We start from the raw sequence: 23,987 nt of genomic DNA, 5'->3' as shown, positions 1-23,987 counted from the left end.
CGTGCCGTCCCCCCACAGCACCCAGTCGCAGAGCGCGGAACGCCGCAGTGCGGAACCACAGCGCCGCAGCTGGCTCAAGCCCGGGACCTGGCACCTGCGGACCAGGCTCATCCTCCTGGCCATGACGTTGCTGATCGCCATCTGCGGCGCCGTGGGTGTTGCGAGTTATGCCTCCATGGACGCCTTCCTCACCCGCCAGCTGGACGGGCAGCTCAGCCAGGCCGCAGCCCGCTCCAACGATCCCGGCCGGCCCCCCTCAGGCGGGTTTAACGGCCGGGATCCGCTGGATTCCCGGGGCCAAAGCGTGGGAACGCTGAACGCGCTTATTCTCAACGGCCAGGTCAACAGTGGCGGCTTCCTCACCTCGAACACCATGCGCTCCCCGTTGTCCAGCGGGGACAAGCAGGTCCTGCTGGCTTTGGAGACAGACGCGCAGCCAGTGGACAGGACGCTATCCAACGGCGACTACCGGCTGATCGCGGTCAGGACCAACTTCGGTGATGTCCTGGTGACAGGACTTCCCCTGGCCGCCCAGCAGAGTACCCTCGCGTCCCTGGTGTGGACCTTCGTCTTCGTCTCACTGGCCGGCCTGCTGCTGATCGGACTGGTGGGAACAGTGCTGATCCGGCGCACCATGAAACCCCTCGAACAGCTCTCCGAGGTGGCCACCCGCGTTTCGCAGCTGCCACTGGACGCAGGCGAGGTAGCACTGGCTGTCCGCGTGCCGCCGTCGAACTCCAATCCGGGAACGGAGGTGGGCAGCGTGGGGCACGCATTGAACCTCATGCTGGACAACGTGGCCAGCGCGCTGCAGGCGCGGCAGAAGAGCGAAACCAAGGTACGGCAGTTCGTGGCTGACGCCTCGCACGAGCTCCGCACGCCGCTGACCGCGATCCGCGGCTATACAGAGCTCCTGCGGATGACAGAGTCCTTCACCCTGGACGGGGCGAGGTCGCTGGCGCGGGTGCAAAGCCAGTCCGAACGGATGACCGCACTGGTGGAGGACCTGCTGCTGCTGGCACGGCTCGATGAGGGGCAGCCCCTAAAGCTCAGCGAAGTGGACCTGAACCACCTGGTGGTGGAAAGCGTCAGTGACGAAAAGGTCATGGGCCCCGAACATAATTGGCGGCTTGAACTCCCCGCTGAGCCTGTGCTGGTGGACGGTGATCCGTCCCAGCTGCGGCAGGTGCTGATAAACCTGCTGTCCAACGCCCGCAAGCACACGCCGCCCGGAACCACCGTGGTCACCGGGGTTGGGAAGACAGCGGCGGGCGCCGCGGTGGTAACGGTAACGGACGACGGCGGGGGCATCCCGCCGGAATTCGTGGACCAGGTCTTTGCACGCTTCGCCCGCGCAGACGCGTCCCGGGCGGGCACGCCCGGCGGACCAGGCATATCCGCCGCGGAGGGAACCAGCGGCCTGGGCCTATCGATCGTCGAGTCCATTGTTGAGGCGCACGGCGGCACGGTAACGGTGACGTCACGCCCTGGGCGCACGCAATTCATCCTGCAATTGCCACCCGCCGGATCAACGCCGCAAGGTGCCACGCCGTCGTCGTGATCTCTGTTACCAAAATGTGACTTGAAAGCTTTCTTCCTGTAGCGTCGATTGGGTGCGGTTCCCGTTTGGGCCGCATATCCGGATGACGCCAAGCTCTGCCACTTCCCGGATTCCGGTTGATCATAGGCAGAGGCGGGGGACCCACCGTCCCGGGCATTCAACTGCCCTTGGGGTTAAGCCAGCACGTGATCCTTCCGTGCTGCCGGATGCCCTCATCCGAACCCGACAGCTAACTCCGCAGGTGTGAGAGGCGATCCATCATGTCCAAGTTCCTTATGAAAGCACGCCCGAAATCAGGGCCTGAAGACCATGCACCGCGCGGGGCAGGCAAAATTCCGTCCTTCGGCCAGCGCGCCGCGATCCTGGCAACGTCCTGCGCCCTCCTCATAGGCGTTGGAGCAGCGGGCCAGGCTACCGATACCGCTGCCAAGGTGGCAGCGACGGAGACGCAGGCCGCAGAAGCGCAGTCGAAGCTGAGCTTCGAACAAAGCGAAATCCAGGAAAACCCGGCTCAGTCCCCCGAGCCGATCAACGTTGTCCCGCAGGCGGCCGAAGCTGCCCCTGCTCCAGCCGCCGAGCCTGCGCCGGCTCCAGCACCGGAACCCGCCCCGGCACCTGCTCCCGAACCCGCGCCTGCTCCCGAGCCGGCCCCCGCCGTCGCGGTCAATGACCCGGCAGGTGCACAGGCCTATGCTGCCGGCCAGCTGGCGTCCTTCGGCTGGGCTCCGGACCAGATGCAGTGCCTGCAGACCCTGTGGACCAAGGAATCGGACTGGACAACGACGGCCACCAACCCGAGCAGCGGCGCCTACGGCATCGTGCAGTCCCTTCCAGCCGAGAAGATGGCAAGCGCCGGCGCGGACTACCTCACCAACTACCGTACGCAGATCAACTGGGGCCTGGACTACATTCAGGAGCGCTACCAGTCCCCGTGCGGTGCATTGAACTTCCACTACGCCAATAACTGGTACTAAACCAGCGGAGCAGCCTCACCCGCCGCTCCCCCACGCCTCATCCCGGGTTCCGGCCCGGGATGTACTGGACTGCCCACCGGTTGCCGTCCGGATCGGCGAAGTACACGAAATGGCCCCAGTCCTGGATGTCCACGTCGCTGACGTCCACACCGCTGGCTTTCAGGTGCCCGTGGGCGGCCTGGATGTCGTCGACGACGAGCTGCAGATTCGAGCCGGTCCCGGGAGGGGCGTCCGTGAGCCCTTCCCCAATGCAGATGGAGCAGGCGGAACCGGGAGGCGTGAGCTGCACGAACCTGATGGCGTCGTTGGGCCGTTCGTCGAAATCGGCGGTGAAGCCCACCTTGTTGACGTAGAAGTCTTTGGCCCGGTCCACATCGGACACGGGGACATACACGAGTTCAAGTTTCCAGTCCATGCGCACAGGCTAGCCCTGCGAATGGGCGTGGGAAAGGCTTGAGTCCTAGCCGGCGATGCCGTAAAGCCTGTCGCCGGCGTCGCCGAGGCCCGGGACGATATACGACTTCTCGTTCAGCTTTTCGTCAATCGAGGCCAGGACAATGGTGACGTTCGCGCCGGTAAGTTCTTCCTCCAGCTTGGCCAGGCCTTCAGGCGCGGCAAGCAGGCAGATGCAGGTGACATCTGAGGCGCCGCGCTTGAACAGGAACTTAATGGCTTCGCGCAGTGTCCCGCCGGTGGCGAGCATGGGGTCAAGCACAAAGATCTGCCGGTCGGTGAGGTCCTCGGGGAGCCGTTCGGCGTAGGTGATGATGTCCAGCGTTTCCTCATCGCGGGCCATGCCGAGGAACCCCACTTCGGCCGTGGGGACGAGCTTGGTCATTCCCTCCAGCATTCCCAAGCCGGCGCGGAGGATGGGCACCACCAGCGGCGTGGGCTTGGTGAATGCGGTTCCTACGGTGGTGCTCACCGGCGTTTCGATGGTGACGGGCTCGGTGCGGACCTCTCGGGTGGCCTCATAGGCAAGAAGGGTCACCAACTCCTCCGTCAGCTGCCGGAAGACCGGGGAGGGAGTGTTTTTGTCCCTGAGAACGGTGAGTTTATGGGCGACCAGCGGGTGGTCCACAACGAGAGTGCGCATGGGTCAAAACTATCACCCGGCCGCCGGGCCCCTCCCCTGCCGCCCGCCGTCCGCACCGCTCCCCGAAGCGCCGCCGTCGTTCCCTGGCGAGGAACCGCCGTCGCGCTTTCCAGCGGCGCTGCCCGTTCGGGTTTCCGCGTTCTCCGTGTGGTCCTCACGCAGGACCGGGTGTTCGAAGGTAGGTGCCGGCCCGGCGTGCTCGCGCCGCCGCATCAGGTGGAAGAGCCGGTGCGCCAGGATCACCATGCCCACCCAGGCAAGTCCCAGCAGCCAGCCGGCCATGACGTCCGTCATCCAGTGATGTCCCAGGAAAACCCTGCTCAGGCCCATGGCGATGATGAAGACGGCGCCGGCAGTTATGGCGGTAGTCCTGGCCCAGAGCACCTGGAACTGCAGGCACATGAGGTAGACCAGCACCCCTATCACCACCGTGGTGTTCAAGGTGTGCCCGCTGGGGAAGGACGGTGATGTTTCGAAAGGAGGCACGGCTTCGGAATGGTCCGGCCGGGTCCTGCCCACGAGCCGCTTGCCGAAAGTGGTGGCAGTTGTGGAAACGAGGGCGGCACCACCCACCAAAACGATGGGCCGCCAGGTCCTGCTCAGGAAAGTGAGCCACGCGGTGAGGATGCTTGCCACGATGGGCATTCCGATTCCGCCGCCAACGTTGGTAAACCCTGTGGCGAAGGCGTCAGCATCGGGGTTCCTCAGGGACTGCGAGTATTCCAAGGCAGGAATATCAAGGCTGGCGAGGCCTTCCTCATCCACTACATCCGAGTAAACCTCGGCGCCAAGCAGGGCCATGGTCAGTACCAACGCGCCCCCGATGATCATGGTGAGCCACAGTGCAGCGTACGGCTTGATCCACTTGTCCACGCGGTCTCGGACGGTGCTCACTGTGCCTCCCGGCAGATCTGCGTCACGGGCTCTGGGTATCCTTCGAAACTATCATTGAGCCATGGTCTCCGCCGAGAAGAAACACGATACGTGGATGGGCCTTGCCCTTGCCGAAGCCCGGCGCGCCCTCGTTACTGAAGACGTTCCGATCGGCGCGGTGGTGCTAGGACCCGACGGCGCCGTGCTGGGTTCCGGGCGGAACCAGCGGGAGGAGTTGGGGGACCCCACCGCGCATGCCGAGGTGGTCGCCATCCGCGAAGCGGCCGAGCGGTTGCGCCAGCTTTCCGTGCTCGACGGCGGCCGTGGAGACGGCTGGCGGCTTGCCGACTGCACCCTGGTGGTCACCCTCGAGCCCTGCGCCATGTGTGCCGGCGCAATTGTCCTGGCGCGAATTCCGCGTGTGGTCTTTGGCGCCTGGGATGAGAAGGCCGGGGCTGCGGGCTCCGTATTCGATGTGCTCCGTGAGCGGCGGCTGAACCACTGGGTGGAGGTATATCCGGGTGTCCGTGAAGCCGAGTGCGCGGCCATGCTGCGTGAGTTCTTCGCGGCGCACCGGACCATGCTGTGAGCCACGCGGGGCAGCGATCAGTCGAGCGCGTGCACGATCAGGCGCTCCGGTGTTCGGCCAAAGCCTCCAGGACCTGGGCCGCGGTTTGGTTCCACCCCGGCAGCCTACCTCTTGCCTCAAGTGCCCTTGACCGCCAGGCGGCCCTGGTTCCAGCATCTTCCAGCCAGTGGCGCAGGACCTGAGCCAAAAGGGCGGGGTTAGCAGGGTCGTCGTCGGCGGGAAAGGCCACTGCTGAACCTGGAAGCGTGCCGCCGTCGTCATTCCTCGATGTTGCAGGTGCGCCGAGGCGCAAGGCCTCAACCGCGCCAGTCCCGGCGCGGACTATGACGGGAATCCCGCGGGCGAGCGACTCCGTGACCACCATGCCGAAGGCCTCGGCGCGGGACACCAGCATGGTCAGGTCAGCCCGGTGCCACTCAATTTCCAGCGCTTCGCCGGTCAGCTCCCCGGTGAGCTGGATCCGTTCCCCCAGCCCGTGCGTCTCCACTGCGGCACGGACTTTCCTGGCGTAATCGTCGTCCGCCTGGTCCGATCCCACCAGTGACGCCGTCCAGTCGTGGTCCTTGAGCGTGGCCAGCGCAGACACTGTCAATAACTGGTCCTTGTTGGGCAGGAGCGCGGCGACGACAGCGATGTGGGGCGGGTTGGATCCCTCGGCCAATGGTGCCGGGTCGGTGCCCGGCAGTGCCACTTTGAGCTCCTGCAGCCCGTGGCGTGCTGCCAGGACTTTGCTGGCCCAGGTGCTGGTGCACACCACGGCAGTGGCTGCACGGAGGGAGCGCGCCTCGAGCTCGTGATGCGCCGGAGCTGGCATATGTACCAGCACGCATGTTTTCCGCCGCGCTTTGGCTACGAACTCCATTTCATCCGGAGCGCCCATGGCGATCAGCCCATCCACCAGGGTCACGACGTTGCCTGGTTCAACTTCCGTCGCCGGTTCCCATGCCCCAAGCAGGCTGCCCAGCCGGCGCCGGTCCTTGGCTCTGGCTTCCGGCCACGAGCCGTCCACTGTCAGCACCTCGACGTCTACCCCCAGTGCCGTGAGTCCCTTCACCAGCCGGGCGTTGTAAATGTTGCCGCCGGAATGGTGGTGGATATTGCCAGGTACCAGAAGGCGGATGCGCTCCATGGGTCAGGCTGCTGAAAGGTCCAGTGAGTAGGTGGCCCAGGCGTCGGGGTTCTCGCGCAGGGTGACGTCGATCCCGGCGAGCTGGCCGCCGTCGTCATCATCCTTCAGCTTGTCCGCCACGGACTGTGCGATGTACTCGGCCAGCGCCTCCGTGGTGCTGAGCTTGCCGGCGAAATCGGGGTGCTCGTCGAGGTTCCGGTAGTTCAGGCCAGCCAGCACCTCCTCAATCATGGTGCCGGCTGCCCCGATGTCCAGCACAATCGCGTCCTCGTTGAGCGTCCGACGGCGGAAGGTCACCTCAGTGACAAAGGTCGCCCCATGCAATCCTTGGGCTGGCCCGAAGGCCTCGCGCGGAAGGCTGTGGGCGATCATGAAGTGGCGGCGGACGGTCAAACTGAACATGGACTACCTCTGGTGTTCTCGGTTGGGCTGCTGGTCGTTATCGTCGCCGGGGTATGCGACGACGTGGCACAAGGCGTCAAGGTTGCCGTGGGCGAGGTCCTGGACCACGTTCGGCAACTCGGCGAACGGCGACGTACCGGTGAGGAAGGCATCGAATACGGGGTCCTTCAGCAGGGATACGGCCAGGTTTAGCCGGTCTGCAGTGGTCCTGCGGTGCCGGCGGGCGCGTGCCACCACTCCTACCTGGCTTGCCCGGATGGACAGGCGCCTGGCGTGGAAGTCCTCCCCCAGCGGCAGGGTTACCTCGCGGTTCGCGTACCAGGACATCTCAATGACATCCGCCTCGTCGCCGGCCAGTTGCAGGCTGCGTGCCAGGCCTTCCTGCGATGCCGAGCAATGGAAAACGATGTCGCAGTCGGGGAGGGCGTCGTCGGGGTGGGCGAAGTCTATTCCGAGGGTTTCTGCCAGTTGCTTCCGGCCCGGATCCAGGTCCACCAGCTGCAGACGTCCCAGCGGGAAGGTCCTGAGCAGGGTGGCTACCATGCCGCCCACAAGGCCGGCGCCGACGACTGCAACCCGGTCTCCCAGCCGCGGCCCGGCCTCCCACAGCGCATTGACCGCGGTTTCGACAGTGCCCGTAAGCACGGCCCGCCGGGAGGGCACGTCGTCGGGGATCCTTGTGAGTGAGCTGACGGGCGTCACGTAGCGGTCCTGATGGGGGTTCAGGCAGAAGACGCGCTGTCCCACCCAGCCCTCCGGCCCTTCCTCGACAACCCCGACGGACAGGTAGCCGAACTTTACCGGCCCCGGGAAGTGGCCCTCCTGGCGCGGCGCCCGCATCTCCTCAGCCACCCGGGGTGGAACGGCGCCAGCGTGCACTACCATCTCCGTGCCTTTGCTGATGCCGGAGTACAGGGCGCGGACCAGGGCTTCATCGGGGCCGGGCACGGGGAGCTGTTCAGGACGGAGCTCCCCATGTTCTTTGGCAGTGGTCCAGTAGGCGGTTGCGTGTTTGGGACTGGATTGATTAGTCATCTTGCTGATGAATCTAGCCCTCCCGGCGTGTAGGGCAAAAGTTGGCGTGCGTCTTTCCTGACCGAAAAGGAGCCGTCTGCCTTCCTCCCCCGAGTCCGGTGCGCGCATCACCGGGTGGCAGTACTCGCCTCGCAAGCCATCGCCCACCAGGCATCCTCCGGAAGCGGATCCTTGGGCCGCTGGTACCCGGGCAGGAACCAGTCGGCAAAAGTGTCTTCCGGAAACTCGTCGTAGGGAAACAGCCTCTCAAAAGCGAGATCATTGGGAGGAACGTTGTCGTAGGCAGAGCCGTCGGGCGGTAGGCGGTGCTGCGACAGCTGATGCGGCTGGGGCCAGGTTTCGGAAAGGTCATCCGGCACCCTGAAATCCGGCGACAAGCCAATCTCCGGCCAGTGCGGTGGTTCCCAGTCCTGGTGTTCACTCTTGTAATGCCGCCCGGACGGTGAAATCCAGCCGGGTGGTTCGTTCCGGGTGGCCGGGGTTGGTGTCCACCCGCTGGTGTGCCGGAGCCGGTGATGTTTGGGGCAGGGTTGTCCGAGGTTGCTGATTCCGGTGTTGCCGCCCTTGTGCCAGGCGAGGAGGTGGTCTGCCTCGTTGTCCAATGAATTGTTGCTGCACCCGGGAAAGGGGCATTTGCCGTCCCGCAGCCGGAGCCAGTTCCGCATGGCCTTGGTGACCCGGTAGCTGGTCCGCCCGATCTCCAGCGGCGCACCGTCCCGCGGGTCGACAAGGACCCGGCGGAACGAATCGGCACCGTTCGCGACCAGTTTCCGTGCCATGGACGGCGGAATGGGGCCGAAGCCGTCCAGCACCGCGGGCTCGTCGGTGACTCCCATCAGCGAAAACACCGGCACGGTAACCAAGACCTGCGCCCGGACTGATGACGACGGGGCGGGATCCGTTCCTGCGCCTGCCCCGTCGGTACTACCTGCCCCGGCATCGTCGCTGTATCCGTTACCCGGCCCGGTGCCGTTACTTGCGACGTCGCCGTTGCCGGCACGGAAGCGGGAACTGTCACTACTACCGCAACTGGTTCCGCTGGTGAGGATCGCCTTGGAGAATTCGTCGGCCCGGATCTGGGTCAGGGTGCGGGGCTCGTCGGGTCCTTGCATTCCCCGGGCGAGGGCATTGATTCGGTTCCAGCCTGCCAGTGCCTGGTCGGCGGGGAGGTAAGCAGAGAGCCAGGCCATGCCGTCCTGGTCCGGCCGGCATTCGACGAGCCGGTCCGCTACGCCCTTGGCATGCCGCTTCTCCAGCGATTCGGGGTGGTGGCGCTCCCGCCAGGTCCTGGCCCTGGCCCTAAACCGGTAAGCCGGCATCTCCCCGACCCGGGCCCCTTTCGCCGGGTGCGGCGCCTCCGGGTCCAGGAAATGGTCCTCCAGGGCCACCGCCGCGGCCGGGTCAAGACCGAGGGTCTGGTCCACCATGACCCGGGCGTGCGCCCACGAGATCGTCCCGGACTGCAAAGCGGCAAGGGTCCGGGGCCGGGACGTGGTCAGGGCATGGGACTCGGCCAGCAGGGCACCGGCGGCACGGTCGCCAATCACCAGCGCACACCCCAACTCGGCCACCAGGCTCCGGTCCTGCGCGCTAGCCTCCTGCGGCGACGACGGCGGACCGTTCAGCACACTGGTGGCCGCGGCAAGCACCTGAACCGCCTGCGCCTTCAACGCCGCCAGCTTCGCCTCCGACCTGGCTATCCCGGCGAGAACATCCAACGCCCCATCAACAACCCGCTGAAACGGATCACCAACACATCCAACCGCAGCGTCAGCACCAGCACCAGCACCAGCACCAGCACCAGCACCAGCACCAGCACCAGCACCAGCACCAGCACCAGCACCAGCATCAGGCTCAGCGTCACCATGACCGGGCGAGGCGCCGGAAGCAGCGGTACTGCCACCAGCGAGCACAGCCATGAAAGCAGCCACCGAAGCGTCAACCGCCGCCTCCGCCTCCACCACCGCCGCGTTCAGTTCCATACCTCCATCATGGTGAGGGGGTCTGACAATAATGGCCTTCAGCCCGTCGTTTAGAACCTAAAAAATGCTCTTCTGGGTCTCCCCGCCATAGGCGGTGCCGGTTGGCACCACCCTTAGCCGTTTTGGGGATGCGACCCTGCTCCGGTACCCTATTCAGGTTGGTGACGTGTCCGAGCGGCCGAAGGTGCAACACTCGAAATGTTGTTTGGTGTAAAAGCCAACGTGGGTTCAAATCCCACCGTCACCGCCACCGAAAAGGTCCTGATTCCCTTTCAAACAAAGGGAATCAGGACCTTTTGCTTTGCCGGGAATGGTTCAGCGGTAGCGCAGCAGTAACAGGATAAATATCAGGCGGGGCGGTCGATGACCGGCCTCGTCTCTCCCGAGGCAGCTCCGCGCTCCCGGCCGACAGCCGCTTGTCGACATGCGCTACCCTGCACTTGCACCTTTCACTATCGTTCCAGTCGGGCGGGCCTAGTCCGAAATCCCAGTTAGAGCGGCAGCAGGGCGCTCACGGGATCTCTGATCACCGTGGCCGTGCTCAGGAGTCAGCTGCCCATCGCCTTGGAACGTTCGGGTGTATCGATCCGCCTGCGCAGGTAAATTCTTCGCAGATCCTGTCCGGAGGTATGCTCCGTGACAGCCGGCCAGAACTTCTCAGCCCTCACATTCCACGCAGTATGCATGGCCATCTTTTTCGCGCGCCTTCTGCGAACGGTGGCGGACCAGGAAGCAGGAATAGCAGGTGAATTCGTCATCAGCCTGGGGAATGACCTGTACAACGAGCTCTTCGGCAATGAACTCGCCACCAGGGGTCAGGCCGTCCAGGGCGTCAGTCTCGTCGAGCTCCTGAACCACCGACTTGGCGTCAGGCGCCTTGGCGGACTTCAAGGCCTCCAGTGAGTTCTCCTGGGATTCCTTGACGTCGGTGCGCAGTTCGTCGTAATCAGTTGCCACAAAGCACCTCTTTTGTCTTTTGATCTTGTGTTACCGGTCCTGCAACGTACCGGAGACAAGAAGAATTCCCGAAAAATGCGGTCACCGGTTGCGACTCGTCAAAGCGGATGGTGGCGGACCGGAGAGCCTCCGTCAGGTGGCCGTCCCCGCCTTCCGGTCGGTGGCCGTGTCCGTGCGGGGCCCGTGAGATCGATGACGACAGTCAACACGCCGGAATTCGGCCCCGCACTAGGGAAAAGTTGCCTTCGCCTCAGCCGCAGAGATGCTAGGATCCCCTAAATCCCACACGGCTGCATGCAAGTCAGATGACTCAGGAGGTTCGAGGTGCCGGACACAACGTGCCACATGTCGATCTCGCTGGACGGCTTCGTCGCCGGGCCGGACCAGAGCCGTGAAAACCCCCTGGGCAAGCGGGGGCTGGAGCTGCACAGCTGGCATATCGGCGACCCGCGCGCCAATGAGGCCGACAAGGCCGCCAGCGAATGGCTCATGCGCCCGCGGGGCGCCTATGTGATGGGCCGCAATATGTTCGGCCCGATTCGGGGCAACTGGAATGAGGAATGGACCGGGTGGTGGGGAGCTGAACCGCCCTACCACGCGCCCGTTTACGTGCTGACGCACCACAGACATGACCCGATCCAGCTGGAGGGCGGGACGACCTTCCACTTCGTCACTGACGGCTTCGACGCCGCGTACTCCGCAGCCTGCGAGGCCGCCGGGGACAACGGCGTGGACATTGCGGGTGGGGCCTCGACGGTCCGGCAGGCTCTGATCGCGGGCGTGGTGGACGAGCTCACCCTCGATATCGCACCGGTCCTTCTCGGTTCGGGCGAGCGCATCTTCGACGGCGTTGAATCCTTCGGCTTCGAACCTGCAGAAGTGCTTCACTCGCCGCTGGCCACGCACGTCCGCTATCGTCGCACCGGCTAACCCCGGAGACGCCACATCCCCACGGCACCACGAGAGCCCCTCCCTGAACTGGATTCCAGTTCAAGGGAGGGGCTTTCTGCTGTCTTAGTGCCCGCCATCCTGGGGCGCTTTGGGCAGGACGCACGACGGCGGCCGCTAATTTTCCGGCGTGTCCGCGCCAAAGTGCCCCGGGATTGCAGGCATCAGCCCAGGTGGACCACCGGGGCATCCCCGCCTGTTCCGGTAAACGTCCTGCGGTCGATAGTGATGTGGAGCAGCGCAATAGGCGTGATAAGGATGGCAACGCCCGAAGCCCACAGGAAAACGGTCGAGTAGCCGGTAGACAGGGCAGCGGGCGAGGCTCCGCCGGCAGCTGCCGCGGCGGCGATGGTGCTGAACAGGGCGATGCCCAGGGACCCGCCGATCTGCTGCGAGGCATTCACCAGGGCGCTTGCCACCCCCGAATCGTCCTTGTCCACGCCAAACAGGGCAAGGTTCTGCAGCGGCACGAAGACCATGCCCAGGCCCGCACCCAGCAGGACCAGAGCGGGCAGCATGTTGAAAAGGTACGTTCCCTCAGCAGTGACCTGGGTGAGCCACAGCATCGCCGCGGTGATGAGGAGGGGGCCAACCGCCGTCGGAATCTTTGCACCGACCTTTGGCAAGTTCTTTGCCACGACGCCTGCCGTCACCAGCACCGCCACGGTCATGGGCAGGGAGGCGAGCCCTGCCAGGAACGGGGCGAAACCGAGCACGATCTGGATATAGAAGTTGATGAACAGGATGCCGCCAATCAGGACTGCACCTGACAGGAACGAGGCAAGGAATGCCGCTGCGCGGTTCCGCTCGGTGGCCACCCGGAGCGGCAGCAGCGGGTGCTTCACCCTGCTCTCAACCAGGACGAACAGCACCATCAGCACGGCACCTGCAGCGATGAAGCCCCAGGCCTCGGGCGCACCCCAGCCATGCTCGGCATTCGTGAAGCCGTAGACGAGGGACCCCAAGCCCAGGGCAGCCAGGATAACGCCGGGCCAGTCGTACTTGGTGGATCCTTGGGCGCGGCTTTCGGTGACCAGGACCCACACGCCTGCCAGCGCGACGACGGCGATCGGCACGTTCACGAAGAAGCACCACCGCCAGCTCACGTATTCGGTCAGGAAGCCGCCCAGGAGGACGCCGGCGGCTGCGCCAACGCCTGTGATGGAGCCGAAGACCGCGAAGGCAGTCCCGCGTTCCTTGCCGCCGGGGAAAGCGACGGTCAGAAGCGCCAGGGCGGCCGGGGCGAGGAGCGCTGCAAAGAGTCCCTGCAGGACACGCGCGCCTATCAGTTCCCACGGTTGCTGCGCGATGCCGCCCATTACGGATGCAAGGGCAAAGCCGACGGCGGCCGTAATGAACGTGCGCTTCCTGCCCCAGAAATCCGCGATCCTGCCGCCAAGGAGCAGGAAGGCGCCAAAGGCCAGCGCGTACGCCGTGACCACCCAGGACCGGGTGGAGTCACTGATGCCCATTTCCCCCTGCAGCCTCGGCAGGGCGAGGTTCACGATGGTGCCGTCGAGAACCACCATGAACTGGGCCAGCGCCAGAAATACCAGTGCCCACCATCGGCCCCGGGCCTGCCCCCGCTCAGTGCCGTGCGGCCCGCCCTCCTGGTTTGATCTTGCTCCTGCTAATTGCGTAGCCGTACTCATCGTCATCCTTCGAAGTAATTATAGTTATAAAAGTATAACTACTGGTCTGGGCCGCGGGAGGCGGTGACGTTGGTGATTTTCGCTACTCGGGTTCGGCGAGCAGTGCAGCGAGACGTTGCAGCACGGGCAGGCTGGCTGCTATCTGTTCGCGCTCCTCGGGCAGCAGCCGGGAGCTCGCCGACGCCAGGGCCGCCGCCCACGCCCCTTCAAGCAGTGCCTTGATGCGCTGCGACTCCGGGGTGGGGTGGAGGGCGACATAGCGCTTGTCGGCGTCGTCCCGGACGCGTGTAACCAGTCCGAGCGCCACCAGTTCCCGGAGCTGGGAGCTGACGTTGCTCAGCTGCCGCCCCAGCCGGGCCGCCACCTCCGCCACTGTAATCCCGGGGTGCCGTTCGATAACCCTGATGACGTCCAGCACGCCACTGGACAGGGGCAGCACGCCCGTCCCCTCATGGGACTTCCGCCGCACTTCAAAAGAAATGTCGAGCACGGCAACCGCAAGTTGCCGGTCATTCAGTGGCACTGGTTCTTCCTGGGGGGACGTGGAGGAGGGCATCACCCAAGCATAGGAGGGCGCAGGCCGGTTAATCCCCCCGCCTGCCGTGTGGTCAAGGGCAGAACCAGCCGGGAAGGGTGGCCTGCATCGCGGTAGATCATGTGGGTGACACTCCGGCCAGCAGGCAGGAGGAAGGCGCCCCGGAGCAGGAGCGCCCCGTGTTCGCCTGCGGGGCATTTGTTGTTGCTCCACCGGACCCGCTGCCGGCTCGCCTGCATCCCAAGCCGACCACACCGATCCGCCGAAAATTGTTGAACAATCCGCCAATCTCGTGCATGCTAAAGGGACCACTTCAACGAGACGAGAATCACTATGGCGTTCATTGACCTCAACAGCGACGTCGGCGAATCCTTCGGCAACTGGACCATGGGCGACGACGCAGCCATCTTCCGCTCCGTCTCCAGCGCGAACGTTGCGTGCGGCTTCCATGCCGGAGATCCCTCCACCATTGCCCAGACCTGCCGTGACGCCGTGGCCGCCAGCATTACCATCGGCGCGCATGTGGGCTACCGGGATCTGGCGGGATTCGGCCGCCGGTTCCTCGACTGCTCCCCCACGGAACTCGCTGACGATGTCCTGTACCAGTTGGGCGCACTCGAAGCGATCACCCGCGCGGCCGGCGGCCAGATCCGGTACGTAAAACCGCACGGCGCCCTGTACAACACCATCGTCACGCACCAGGTGCAGGCGCAGGCGGTGGTTGATGCAGTGAAGGCCTTCGGGGGCGACCTGCCGCTCCTGCTGCTGCCGGGCTCGGTGGCCCTGGCCGCCGCCGAGGCAGCGGGCCTCCGGGGAGTAGCCGAGGCCTTTGCCGACCGCGCCTACAACCCCGACGGAACACTGGTGTCCCGCCGCGAAGCAGGTGCCGTGCTCCATGACGAGGACGTTGTCGCAGCGAACATGGTCCGGCTGGCCACCGAGGGAACCATCATTGCCAAGGACGGATCCACTATCAAAACGGCAGCGGAGAGTATCTGCCTGCACGGGGACACCGAGGGTGCCGTGTCGATGGCGGCAGCGGTCCGCCGCGAACTCGAAGCTGCCGGCGTCGGCATCCGGAGCTTCGTATGAGCGTGCCGGAGATCCGCTGGGCAGGGCCCCGCGCCCTGCTCCTCGAGCTGGACTCGCTCGATGCGGTGCTGTCCCTGCATTCCCGGCTGCGGGAGAACCCGGCGGCTGGACAGGTTGAGGTACTCGCCGCGGCGCAGACCGTGCTGGTGGTGTTCGACTCCCGCGCAAACGCCCAGGCGGCCCGGAAAACCCTCCCGCACCTGGATGCCGGGCCGGCCCGCGATGCCGCGGAGGCTGACAAGCCGGTGCTGATCGAGGTGGTGTACGACGGCGAGGACCTCGCCGAGGTCGGCCGCCTCACCGGCTTTGGCCCGGACGGTGTGGTCGCTGCCCATACCGGCCAGCTTTGGACCGCGGCGTTCGGCGGGTTCGCCCCGGGATTCGCCTATCTGGTGGGCGAGAACGATGAGCTCAATGTGCCCCGGCGCGGCACCCCGCGTACAGCCGTACCTGCAGGCTCGGTGGCACTGGCAGGCAATTTTTCGGCCGTGTATCCCCGGCGCTCTCCGGGCGGCTGGCAGCTGATCGGGCATACCGCCACGCGCATGTGGGACCTCCAGCGGGAGCAGCCGGCCCTGGTCCGTCCCGGCACCACCGTCCAGTACGTTGCAGTGCGCGAACTCGTGGACATCGCATCCGCCCACGAGGACAGGTTGGACCAGGCAGACCTGCCCGACCAGGAAGTACCGGTTCCGCCAGGCCCTGCCCTGGAGGTCGTTTCGCCGGGTCCGCAGGCGCTGATCCAGGACCTTGGGCGGCCAGGGCTGGGCGATCTGGGTGTCTCCCCCGCCGGCGCCGCGGACACCGCGAGCGCACGGCAGGCGAACCGGTTGGTGGGAAACCTGCCCACCGACGCCGTGATCGAAAACATCCTGGGCGGCCTTGCAGTCCAGGCAAGGGGCGAACTGACGCTGGCTCTCAGCGGCGCACCCGTGCCGGCGGAAATACGCAGCGAAGGCGGAAGCAGGAAAGCGCCCATGTACACGCCGTTCCCCCTGCATGACGGCGAGAGGCTCCATCTCGGGATGCCGCACGCAGGCCTGCGCACCTACCTTGCGGTGCGTGGCGGAATCGACGTTCCCCCCGTGCTGGGCAGCCGTTCCACCGACCTGATGTCCGGCATCGGTCCTGCCCCGCTGGCCGCCGGGACTGTGCTGCCCGTCAGCCCAGTGGACACAGCACGCGCCGTGGGGCAGCCGGAACCGCCCGCGCTGCCGGAAGAAGTTACCTCCGCGGCAGGTGGCAGGCCTGTAGTCCTGCGCATCACCACCGGCCCCCGCCATGACTGGTTCACTCCCGAGTCCCGTCAGGCGCTCACCGGGCAGGTATGGACCGTGACCGCAGAATCCAACCGCATCGGCGTCCGGCTGGATGCGGCACAGGGGCCTGGAACTGCAGGCAAATCCCTGGAACGGGCACGGGCCGGAGAACTCCCCAGCGAAGGCGTGGTGGCCGGCTCACTGCAGGTCCCGCCGTCGGGCCTTCCCGTCCTGTTCCTGGCCGACCACCCCGTGACGGGCGGCTATCCCGTGATCGGCGCCGTCATCCCCGAAGACCTTCCTGCTGCAGCGCAACTTCCCCCCGGCGCTGCCCTGCGTTTCGTAGAGGTTGACCCCGAAACGCTGCAGCCCCTGGCCACTGTCCCGAGCCCGTGAAAGAAGCAACCATGAAAAAAGTCCTGATCGCCAACCGCGGTGAAATAGCTGTCCGGATCGCCCGGGCCTGCACCGACGCGGGCCTGGAGTCCGTGGCCGTGTATTCCGACCCCGACGCCGATGCGATGCACGTCCGCCTCAGCGACGAGGCCTATGCCCTGGGTGGATCAGCAAGCTCGGAAACCTACCTGGATATTCAAAAGCTCCTGGCCATTGCTGCCCGGTCCGGCGCCGATGCCGTTCATCCCGGCTATGGTTTCCTGTCCGAGAACGCGGACTTTGCCCAGGCAGTGCTCGACGCCGGACTAATCTGGGTGGGGCCCTCGCCTGACGCAATCCGCAGCCTGGGCAACAAGGTCACCGCGCGCGAAATTGCGGTCCGGGCCGGCGCACCCCTGGTCCCCGGCACTGACGGGCCGGTGGCTGATGCCGAGGCAGTGCGCGCGTTCGCCGCAGAATACGGTGTCCCCGTGGCCATCAAGGCGGCCTTCGGCGGCGGCGGCAGGGGACTGAAAATCGCGCACCGGATGGAAGACATTGATGATGCCTTCGACTCAGCGGTCCGTGAGGCAACCATGGCGTTTGGCCGCGGTGAATGCTTTGTGGAGCGCTTCCTGGAGCGACCCCGCCACGTCGAGGCGCAGGTCCTGGCCGACACCCACGGGAACGTGGTGGTGGTGGGCACGCGCGACTGCTCGCTGCAGCGGCGCAACCAGAAGCTGGTGGAGGAGGCACCGGCGCCGTTCCTCACCGACGAACAGCGGGGCCGGATCCACGAGTCCGCGCGCGCCATTTGCCGGGAGGCCGGGTACACCGGCGCCGGCACAGTGGAATACCTGGTGGCCCCCGACGGCGTGATCTCCTTCCTTGAAGTAAACACGCGCCTGCAGGTGGAACACCCTGTCACCGAGATGACGTCCGGACTTGACCTGGTGCGCGAACAGTTCCGCATCGCCGCCGGGTTGCCGGTGTCCGTCAGCGAAGACCCGGTGCCGTCCGGCCACGCCTTCGAGTTCCGGCTCAACGCCGAGGACGCCGGGCGGGGCTTCCTGCCCTCTCCCGGCACTGTCGATGTGTTCGAGGCTCCCACCGGCGCCGGAATCCGGGTGGATTCAGGAGTCCGGTCCGGCTCCGTCATTCCCGCTGAATACGATTCCCTGATGGCCAAACTGATCGTCCACGGTGAGGACCGCCCGCAGGCACTGCGCCGCGCCAAGGCTGCCCTGGACGAGCTGCGGATCGAAGGTGTCCCCACGGTGGTTCCGTTCCACCGCGCAGTGGTGCGGGATGCTGATTTCACGGCTGCGGACAGGCTGGGGGTGTTCACCACCTGGATTGAGACCGAGTTCTCCGGCCGCCTGGCGGCATCACTGAAGCACGGCGCGCTGGGCCCCGTCGCGCGCCGTGAAACCCTCACCGTCGAAATCGATGGCAAGGCCGTCCAGCTCGGGCTGCCGGCCCGGGTCTTCCACGCCCTGCTCCACGGCGGAGGCGCCGCCGTCGAGTCTTCGCCAGCCGGGGAAAAGGCGGACGCGGACGGGCACGTGGCCGCGCCCATGGGCGGAAACCTGGTTAAGTGGGTGGCCGGCGACGGCGCCGAGGTTGCAGCGGGAGACCCCGTTGCCGTCCTGGAAGCCATGAAAATGGAGACAGTAGTAGTTGCTTCCGTCACCGGCACCTTCCGGCAGGGCGGGCAGGAGCCAGGCGCTGCCGTGGCCCGCGGTGAAGTGCTCGGTACTGTCAGCTAGCATCGTTAGTTCGACGGAATGGGGGAAAACCATGGACACTCTGACAGACGGCGCGGCTGAACACGCACATACCACCTCGTGGATTGCGTCCGTGCTGCGCGGCCGGATCGCCGCCGGCGAGCTGACCCCCGGGTCGAAGCTGTCCGAGGAACCGCTGTCCGCGGCGCTCGGCGTATCCCGCAATACACTGCGGCAGGCGTTCACCACCCTCGCCGGGGAATCCATCGTGACCCGCATTCCCAACCGCGGCGTCTTCGTCGCTTCACCCGGCGTTGAGGAAGTCCGCGAAATTTACCGGGTGCGGCGGATGATCGAGCCCGCCGCAGTCCTCTGGGGGGACCTCACCCCGGAGGTCCTGCACAACCTGGAAGAGATCGTGCAGCGGGCCCAGGAAGCCAGGAACAGCGGATCCGTAACGGACATGGCGGACGCCAACCAGTCGCTGCACCGGGCGGTAGTTGCCTTGACGGGAAGCGCCTCCCTGCAGGAATTGATGGACAGGGTGCTCGCGGAAATGCGCCTGGTCTTTTACACCATGGCCTCGGCGCCGGACTTCCACAGCCATTACGTGGACCGCAATGTGGCGCTGGTGAAGCAGCTGCGCGCCGGCGAGCGGGAGGAAGCTGCGGCCGGGCTGCGCGCCTACCTGGATACGGCAGAAGCAGAACTGCTGGAGCACCTGGCGGATTCTGCGCTCCCGGCAGGTGCTCCTGGCAGTGGCGCCTACGGCACCAGGTAGTCGCTGTCCCGGGCGTCAGTGATCAGCATGTGCCCGGGTGCGTGTCCTATCGCCAGTGGCGGCCGCGACTGCATGACGGCCGCCTGGGGCGTGACGCCGCAGGCCCAAAACACCGGGATGTGGCCTGCCGGGATGTGTACCGCTTCCCCGAAGTCGGGGCGGCCCAAATCATTGATGCCCAGCTCTTCCGGATTGCCCACATGGACCGGTGCGCCGTGGACCGCCGGGTAGCGCGAGGTAATCCGGACAGCGTCCGCCACCTGCGCCGCCGGTACCGGGCGCATGGACACCACCAGCGGCCCGGACATTGAACCGGCCGGGGCGCACTGCCGGTTGGTGCGGTACATGGGCACGTTGACGCCCTGGTCGATATGTGCGATGGAGATGCCCCCGTCCTGCAGGGCCGCCTCGAAGGTGAAGGAGCAACCGATGAGGAACGTGACCAGGTCGTCGCGCCAATAGTCCATGATGTCCGTGGGGTCGTCTACCTTCTCACCGTCCCGGTAAACGGTGTACCTGGGGACGTCCGTGCGGATGTCCCCAACGGCCAGCAGCGGTCCGGTGGTTTGGCCGGGCTCAAGGACCCCGAGGATGGGGCACGGCTTGGGGTTGCGCTGGGCGAACAGCAACAGGTCGAAGGCATGCTCGCGGGGAATGGAGAGGACGTTGGCCTGTGCATAGCCGCGTGACCAGCCCGACGTCGGCACCACCAGTCCGGCGCGGAAGGCCGCGCGGGCCTCGGCGGGGAGGATTGAAGCGCGGCTGGTCATGACCACAGCTTCGCGAGGCCCATGACGGAGTTCCAGCCAAGGAACAGCGTGAGCAGCCAGGTGAGGACACCGACAATAAGCAGCCACTTCGGGTAAACATAGCCGTGCATCAGGTCGCGGCGCCGCCAGGCAACCCAGAGCAGAACCCCGAAACCGACCGGGAGGATCAGGCCGTTGAACGCGCCGGCGAAGATCAGCAGCTGCTGCGGTGGCTGGCCCAGCAGGAGGTAGGCAACGGCACAGCCTGCGATGAAGACGACGGTGATGAGGTTGCGTTTGCGCTCAGGGGTCTTTGACGAGGTAATGAAGGAAACGGAGGTGAAGGCGGCACCGATGACGGACGTGATGGCAGCGGCCCAGAGGACGATGCCGAACATGCGGATGCCGATCTCGCCGGCCGCCGCCCCGAACGCTTCTGCAGCCATGTTGTTGCTGCTGAGCACGGTCCCGCCGGCCACAACGCCGAGGATGGCCAGGAAGAGAAGCACGCGCATGAGGCCGGTGACCATGATGCCGAGCACCGAGCTGCGCGTGATTTCCTTGACGTGCTCAATCCCGGTGGCGCCGGAGTCCAGCATGCGGTGTGCGCCTGCGTAGGTGATATAGCCGCCCACCGTTCCACCCACGAGTGTGGTGATGATGAGGAAGTCGACGGTTTCCGGAAGGAACGTGTTTTTGAGCGCTTCTCCAACCGGCGGTGCGGCGACGATGGCCACATAGATCATCAGCAGGATCATGACGGCGCCCAGGAGCACCACGATCCGGTCCAGCGCCAGTCCGGCCCTTTTGCTCAGGAAGATCAGGATGGCGACGACGGCGGAGACCCCGCCGCCGATCTTGGGGTCAACTCCGAGCATCGCATTGGCGCCCAGTCCGGTACCGGCGATATTCCCGATGTTGAAGACGATGCCGCCGAGGAACACCAGTCCGGCCAGGAACCAGCCGACGCCGGGGATTACTCTGTTGCCGAGCTCCTGCGCGCGAAGCCCTGATACGCCAATGACTCGCCAGACGTTCATCTGGACCGCAATGTCGATGACGATCGAAGCCAGGATCGCGAACGCGAAGGCGGCGCCGATCTGGGCGGTGAAAACAGTGGTCTGGGTGATGAATCCCGGCCCGATGGCGCTGGTGGCCATCAGGAACATGGCTCCCAGGAGGGCCGTTCGCCGAGCAGAGGAGCTCAGGTTCAGTTTTGTGCCGGTGTCTGCCATGGGTCCGTCCGTTGTTAAGGGTGACTGGAGTCACAGTGGTCGTCCCGACTGACGATACAGGTTGTTGAACAATCCGCGCAAGGCATTGTTGAACAACTTTCCACCGTTCTTGTTTTGTTGTTAACAGGAGAAGGCCGGCACCCCTTGGGTACCAGCCTTCTTCAAACCTCCACCGCGCCTGGACAGCAACAGTTACAGCCTGTCGGTCCGTTCGTCGGAGCCCTTGTGGCCGGAGCCGCGAAGATTCTCCTGCACCTTGCCGAACAGGTCCTTGATGGTGGATTCGGCGTTGGACATCACGTCCACCTGCAGGTACACGGAGTGCCCGACGGGCAGGTCGTATTCATCCTTCAGGTGCGTGCCGCCCGAGACACCGTCCAGGGACAGGTACACCATTGCTTCCGTACGGGCGATCCCGGCAATTTTTCCGAAGACCACGGTGAACTCGTTCGGCTGGAAACTGACCGTGTGGCCAACGTGGCTGCGGTCCAGTTCGCCCGCGGGAACGGCCTTCTCTGACTGGCTTCCGGTGTAGTCCATAAACTTCTCCTCAAGATCGCCGACAGTTACTGAGGCAGTCTAACGCGGCCCTGAAGAGCGGGTACATAGCCGGTGCGGCGGGGCTGTCCCTGCCTGCGCCGCTTCGGAAGGGGGCAACCCACCGATAGAATCTGAACGACCATCATTTTGACCGGCGCCGCCCTTCGCGGCCCGTTCCGGCACCGGAAGGGGGACCATCCGTGCAGGAGCACCGTCCACGGACACCCTTCCACTTCCTGCGTGCATCAACGATGTCCATGGTCATCCTGGCCCTGGCCTCCGGGGCGCACCTGGCCGGCGGAGGAACACTTCCCATGCCCGCCATCATGCTGGCCGTGCTGGCGCTGACAATGCTCGGCAGCACCACTGCCACCCGGCTGCGGCTGGGGTTCCCCGCTACGGCAGCACTCCTGGGCGGCGGGCAGGTTGCACTGCACGAGGTCTTTGCAGCTTTCAGTGCCCCTGCGGCCACCGCGGCTGGCGCCACCACAACACCTCATGACGGCCACCTCATCGGAGCGGACCTCCTGGCCCCCGCAGCAGGCCAACTCTTTGGGCCTGCCGTGGCGTCCGGTCCCCTGATGCTCACGGCCCATGCTGCGGCGACGCTGGGGAGCGCGCTGCTGTTCGCCAAAGGCGAGGCAGCACTGTGGGCACTTGCCGCCTGGCTTCGGCCGCTGGTGGCGCTCCCCCAACCGCTTGCGTACGACGACGGCACGGCGCCTTCTTCAGTCTTCCCGCCTGCCGCCGTGCCCCTGCGTCCATGGCGCAACCTTCGGCAGGACAGCCGGCGCGGCCCGCCTTCCGCCGTCGTACTTTCCTCCTGAACCCGCACCGGACTCTGCCGGTGCCGGCCCACCCACTTGCGCACTCCCAGGTTCCGGGGGTGCGTCCGAAAGGCAACCCATGAACTACTCATTCCTTCGCCGTTCCCTGACGGCAGCCGCAGCAAGCGGAGGCGCCGCGGCGCTCCTGCTGGCAGCGGCCGGCGGTGCCGCAGCGCATGTCGGCGTAACACCGGACAAGACCTCCGCCAATTCCTATGCCCTGCTCACCTTCGCGGTCCCCCATGGCTGCGAGGACTCCGGCACCACAAAGGTGGCCATCACACTGCCTTCTGAGCTGAACGACGCGCAGCCCACCGTGAATCCGAACTGGACCGTTGAGAAGGTGACCGAGCAGCTCGCTGAGCCGAAGAAGCTCGCGGACGGCACGTCCATCACCAAGCGGACCAGCCAGATCGTGTACACCGCCAAGGCGCCGCTGGAACACCAGCTGCGGGACACCCTGGTCCTCTCGGTGAAACTGCCCGACGCGGCCGGGACAACGCTCTACTTCCCGACGCTCCAGACCTGCGAGACCGGCCAGACCGACTGGTCCGAGATTGCCGGGGCCGGCCAGGACCCCCATTCCCTGGAGGCTCCCGCGCCGTCCGTCACAGTCACGGAAGCGGTAAGCGCTGATGGCCACGGGACAGCCTCTCCGTCGGCATCCCATACGGGCGAACAGGCATCGGCGGTCACCGACGGCGGTGCGGACGCGCGCAGCTGGGCAGGCCTGGCAGCCGGCGTCGGCGGGCTGGCGCTGGGCGGGATGGCACTCGCCCGCAGCGCAGGGCGGCGAACCAAGCCAGCAGAACCCGCCGGGAAATAAAGCCCCAGCAATTTGATGCCCGGATCATCACGATCCGGGCATCAAATTGCCCCACAGCCTCGTTGCAGCGTTGACGTGGACACCTGCTGCCGCGAAGGTGGTGCCATGAGGTCTCAGCGAAATTTCCAGGGGTTAGTCATGTCCACGGCGGCCGCGGCGGCCGCACTGATGCTCAGTGCGTGCGGTCCAGGCCAGCCTCAAGCCGAATCGACGGCGACAGCAGGCACCAGCCCAGCCACCAGCTCTGCCAGCCCGGAGACTTCCTCCGCGCCGTCCACTGCGCCGGCGCCGCCGTCGTCGTCCGACGCCCGGGGTACGTCCACTCCCTCCGCTGCTCCGACCGCCGCTCCGCCGGCCGCTCCGGCCCCGGGAGAGCCTGGCCTGTGCAAGGCGGCAGGGCTCTCGGCCGCCACGGACGCGTCAGGGGGCGGGGCAGCCGGCAGCGTGTATATGAAGCTCAACCTCACCAACACGGGTTCCGAACCCTGCGTCCTCCGCGGCTTTGCGGGCGTGTCCCTGACGATGGATGGTGCCGGGGCGCCCATCGGCGCCCCGGCCGAGCGCGATGTATCGGCAATGCCGGCCGACGTCCTCCTGGCTCCAGGGCAGACCGGTTCAGCGGTGCTGCGCTACACCCAGGCCGGGAACTACACGGACTGCGCCATGGTGGACGCTGCGGGCTACCGGATTTATCCGCCCGAAGACACCGCGTCCCTCTTCCTCCCCCGGCCCACCAAAGCCTGCAGCAACACCGGCATTACGCTGCTGACCATCGGCCCGTTCCAGCCTGCCTGATCCTGCCGGCCAGGCTCAAAAAAACTGAAGGCGGTCCGGCTCTGTGCC

26 protein-coding genes, 1 tRNA gene and 1 riboswitch are annotated in these 23,987 nt (G+C 65.9%); of the genes, 12 read left to right on the top strand and 15 right to left on the bottom strand.

Annotation, left to right across the window (positions count from 1 at the left end; translation table 11 throughout):
• Window position 1 precedes the first annotated feature (1 nt).
• Together CXX84_RS11555 and CXX84_RS11550 are read left to right on the top strand one after the other, a co-directional pair.
• Window positions 2–1,561 (top strand): sensor histidine kinase, encoded by a 1,560-nt coding sequence (locus CXX84_RS11555; RefSeq protein WP_102976841.1) that lies wholly within the window; start codon window positions 2–4, stop codon window positions 1,559–1,561.
• A gap of 93 nt (window positions 1,562–1,654) precedes the next feature.
• Window positions 1,655–1,816: riboswitch (cyclic di-AMP (ydaO/yuaA leader) on the top strand.
• 5 nt (window positions 1,817–1,821) lie between these two features.
• Entirely contained in the window at window positions 1,822–2,535 is a 714-nt protein-coding gene (locus tag CXX84_RS11550) for a hypothetical protein (protein WP_102976840.1), read from the top strand.
• Between the two features lie 37 nt (window positions 2,536–2,572).
• Here the strand turns inward: CXX84_RS11550 and CXX84_RS11545 are convergent, their stop codons facing one another.
• From CXX84_RS11545 to CXX84_RS11535, 3 genes are read right to left on the bottom strand one after another with little or no spacing between them, the layout of a single operon-like run.
• Entirely contained in the window at window positions 2,573–2,950 is a 378-nt protein-coding gene (locus tag CXX84_RS11545; RefSeq protein ID WP_102976839.1) for a VOC family protein, read from the bottom strand.
• 45 nt (window positions 2,951–2,995) lie between these two features.
• Window positions 2,996–3,631, bottom strand: a complete 636-nt coding sequence (gene upp, locus CXX84_RS11540) for a uracil phosphoribosyltransferase (RefSeq protein WP_102976838.1) — start codon at window positions 3,629–3,631, stop codon at window positions 2,996–2,998.
• 12 nt (window positions 3,632–3,643) lie between these two features.
• The gene (locus CXX84_RS11535) at window positions 3,644–4,525 is read right to left on the bottom strand and encodes a phosphatase PAP2 family protein (RefSeq protein WP_223253073.1); all 882 of its coding nucleotides are present in this window, start codon (window positions 4,523–4,525) and stop codon (window positions 3,644–3,646) included.
• Window positions 4,526–4,586: 61 nt separating this feature from the next.
• On the opposite strand from CXX84_RS11535, the gene CXX84_RS11530 reads away from it, so the two are divergent.
• Window positions 4,587–5,093 carry a nucleoside deaminase gene (locus tag CXX84_RS11530; RefSeq protein ID WP_102976837.1) on the top strand — a complete coding sequence of 169 codons (507 nt, stop codon included), beginning with the start codon at window positions 4,587–4,589 and terminating at the stop codon, window positions 5,091–5,093.
• 37 nt (window positions 5,094–5,130) lie between these two features.
• On the opposite strand, the gene CXX84_RS11525 is transcribed toward CXX84_RS11530, so the two are convergent.
• From CXX84_RS11525 to CXX84_RS19340, 5 genes are all read right to left on the bottom strand, one after another.
• Entirely contained in the window at window positions 5,131–6,222 is a 1,092-nt protein-coding gene (locus CXX84_RS11525; protein WP_102976836.1) for a glycosyltransferase family 4 protein, read from the bottom strand.
• A gap of 3 nt (window positions 6,223–6,225) precedes the next feature.
• On the bottom strand, window positions 6,226–6,624 hold the full coding sequence (locus tag CXX84_RS11520) for a 6-pyruvoyl trahydropterin synthase family protein (protein WP_102976835.1): 399 nt from the start codon (window positions 6,622–6,624) through the stop codon (window positions 6,226–6,228).
• A 3-nt stretch (window positions 6,625–6,627) separates the two neighbouring features.
• Window positions 6,628–7,659, bottom strand: a complete 1,032-nt coding sequence (locus CXX84_RS11515; protein ID WP_102976834.1) for a zinc-dependent alcohol dehydrogenase — start codon at window positions 7,657–7,659, stop codon at window positions 6,628–6,630.
• A gap of 107 nt (window positions 7,660–7,766) precedes the next feature.
• The gene (locus CXX84_RS11510; RefSeq protein ID WP_223253072.1) at window positions 7,767–9,377 is read right to left on the bottom strand and encodes an HNH endonuclease signature motif containing protein; all 1,611 of its coding nucleotides are present in this window, start codon (window positions 9,375–9,377) and stop codon (window positions 7,767–7,769) included.
• Window positions 9,356–9,601 carry a hypothetical protein gene (locus CXX84_RS19340; protein WP_223253071.1) on the bottom strand — a complete coding sequence of 82 codons (246 nt, stop codon included), beginning with the start codon at window positions 9,599–9,601 and terminating at the stop codon, window positions 9,356–9,358. The genes CXX84_RS11510 and CXX84_RS19340 overlap by 22 nt, the downstream gene beginning before the upstream one ends.
• 200 nt (window positions 9,602–9,801) lie before the next feature.
• Here CXX84_RS19340 and CXX84_RS11505 point away from each other — a divergent pair.
• Window positions 9,802–9,891, top strand: a tRNA-Ser gene (locus CXX84_RS11505).
• Between the two features lie 407 nt (window positions 9,892–10,298).
• Here CXX84_RS11505 and CXX84_RS11500 read toward each other — a convergent pair.
• Complete coding sequence (locus CXX84_RS11500; RefSeq protein WP_102976833.1) at window positions 10,299–10,598, bottom strand: DUF4193 domain-containing protein; 300 nt, start codon at window positions 10,596–10,598, stop codon at window positions 10,299–10,301.
• A gap of 324 nt (window positions 10,599–10,922) precedes the next feature.
• On the opposite strand from CXX84_RS11500, the gene CXX84_RS11495 reads away from it, so the two are divergent.
• A complete protein-coding gene (locus CXX84_RS11495) occupies window positions 10,923–11,528 on the top strand; it encodes a dihydrofolate reductase family protein (RefSeq protein ID WP_102976832.1) in 606 nt (201 codons plus the stop codon).
• Between the two features lie 182 nt (window positions 11,529–11,710).
• On the opposite strand, the gene CXX84_RS11490 is transcribed toward CXX84_RS11495, so the two are convergent.
• Window positions 11,711–13,198 (bottom strand): MFS transporter, encoded by a 1,488-nt coding sequence (locus CXX84_RS11490; protein ID WP_102976831.1) that lies wholly within the window; start codon window positions 13,196–13,198, stop codon window positions 11,711–11,713.
• 82 nt (window positions 13,199–13,280) lie between these two features.
• Entirely contained in the window at window positions 13,281–13,721 is a 441-nt protein-coding gene (locus CXX84_RS11485; protein ID WP_223253070.1) for a MarR family winged helix-turn-helix transcriptional regulator, read from the bottom strand.
• Window positions 13,722–14,066: 345 nt separating this feature from the next.
• Here CXX84_RS11485 and CXX84_RS11475 point away from each other — a divergent pair, with 345 nt between their 5' ends.
• The 4 genes from CXX84_RS11475 to CXX84_RS11460 are packed head-to-tail and all read left to right on the top strand — an operon-like array spanning window position 14,067 to window position 18,967.
• Window positions 14,067–14,825, top strand: a complete 759-nt coding sequence (locus CXX84_RS11475; RefSeq protein WP_102976829.1) for a LamB/YcsF family protein — start codon at window positions 14,067–14,069, stop codon at window positions 14,823–14,825.
• Window positions 14,822–16,480 carry a 5-oxoprolinase/urea amidolyase family protein gene (locus CXX84_RS11470; protein WP_102976828.1) on the top strand — a complete coding sequence of 553 codons (1,659 nt, stop codon included), beginning with the start codon at window positions 14,822–14,824 and terminating at the stop codon, window positions 16,478–16,480. Before CXX84_RS11475 ends, CXX84_RS11470 begins: the two co-directional genes overlap by 4 nt.
• Window positions 16,481–16,491: 11 nt before the next feature.
• On the top strand, window positions 16,492–18,228 hold the full coding sequence (locus CXX84_RS11465; protein WP_102976827.1) for an acetyl/propionyl/methylcrotonyl-CoA carboxylase subunit alpha: 1,737 nt from the start codon (window positions 16,492–16,494) through the stop codon (window positions 18,226–18,228).
• Window positions 18,229–18,259: 31 nt separating this feature from the next.
• Window positions 18,260–18,967 (top strand): GntR family transcriptional regulator, encoded by a 708-nt coding sequence (locus CXX84_RS11460; protein WP_102976826.1) that lies wholly within the window; start codon window positions 18,260–18,262, stop codon window positions 18,965–18,967.
• On the opposite strand, the gene CXX84_RS11455 is transcribed toward CXX84_RS11460, so the two are convergent.
• The 3 genes from CXX84_RS11455 to CXX84_RS11445 form a co-directional block, all read right to left on the bottom strand.
• On the bottom strand, window positions 18,952–19,737 hold the full coding sequence (locus CXX84_RS11455; RefSeq protein ID WP_102976825.1) for a putative hydro-lyase: 786 nt from the start codon (window positions 19,735–19,737) through the stop codon (window positions 18,952–18,954). The two genes, CXX84_RS11460 and CXX84_RS11455, sit on opposite strands and share 16 nt — an antisense overlap.
• A complete protein-coding gene (locus CXX84_RS11450; RefSeq protein ID WP_102976824.1) occupies window positions 19,734–20,951 on the bottom strand; it encodes an NRAMP family divalent metal transporter in 1,218 nt (405 codons plus the stop codon). The genes CXX84_RS11455 and CXX84_RS11450 overlap by 4 nt, the downstream gene beginning before the upstream one ends.
• 192 nt (window positions 20,952–21,143) lie before the next feature.
• Entirely contained in the window at window positions 21,144–21,491 is a 348-nt protein-coding gene (locus tag CXX84_RS11445; RefSeq protein WP_102976823.1) for a hypothetical protein, read from the bottom strand.
• A gap of 200 nt (window positions 21,492–21,691) precedes the next feature.
• Between CXX84_RS11445 and CXX84_RS11440 the strand changes: the two genes are divergently transcribed.
• Both CXX84_RS11440 and CXX84_RS11435 read left to right on the top strand, forming a co-directional pair.
• Window positions 21,692–22,318, top strand: a complete 627-nt coding sequence (locus CXX84_RS11440; protein WP_102976822.1) for a hypothetical protein — start codon at window positions 21,692–21,694, stop codon at window positions 22,316–22,318.
• A gap of 79 nt (window positions 22,319–22,397) precedes the next feature.
• On the top strand, window positions 22,398–23,144 hold the full coding sequence (locus CXX84_RS11435) for a YcnI family protein (protein WP_102976821.1): 747 nt from the start codon (window positions 22,398–22,400) through the stop codon (window positions 23,142–23,144).
• A gap of 197 nt (window positions 23,145–23,341) precedes the next feature.
• Here CXX84_RS11435 and CXX84_RS19490 read toward each other — a convergent pair whose 3' ends face one another.
• Window positions 23,342–23,467, bottom strand: a complete 126-nt coding sequence (locus CXX84_RS19490; protein WP_317614953.1) for a hypothetical protein — start codon at window positions 23,465–23,467, stop codon at window positions 23,342–23,344.
• Between the two features lie 121 nt (window positions 23,468–23,588).
• Here CXX84_RS19490 and CXX84_RS19485 point away from each other — a divergent pair, with 121 nt between their 5' ends.
• Window positions 23,589–23,939, top strand: a complete 351-nt coding sequence (locus CXX84_RS19485) for a DUF4232 domain-containing protein (RefSeq protein WP_317614951.1) — start codon at window positions 23,589–23,591, stop codon at window positions 23,937–23,939.
• The last annotated feature ends 48 nt before the right edge of the window (window positions 23,940–23,987 follow it).

Origin of the sequence: Arthrobacter sp. AFG7.2, from assembly GCF_002892835.1 — a bacterium.
In the GTDB taxonomy this organism is placed as follows: Bacteria; Actinomycetota; Actinomycetes; order Actinomycetales; family Micrococcaceae; genus Arthrobacter.
Note: the sequence above shows the minus strand (reverse complement) of the source record. Positions and strands in the feature narration are given on the sequence as shown.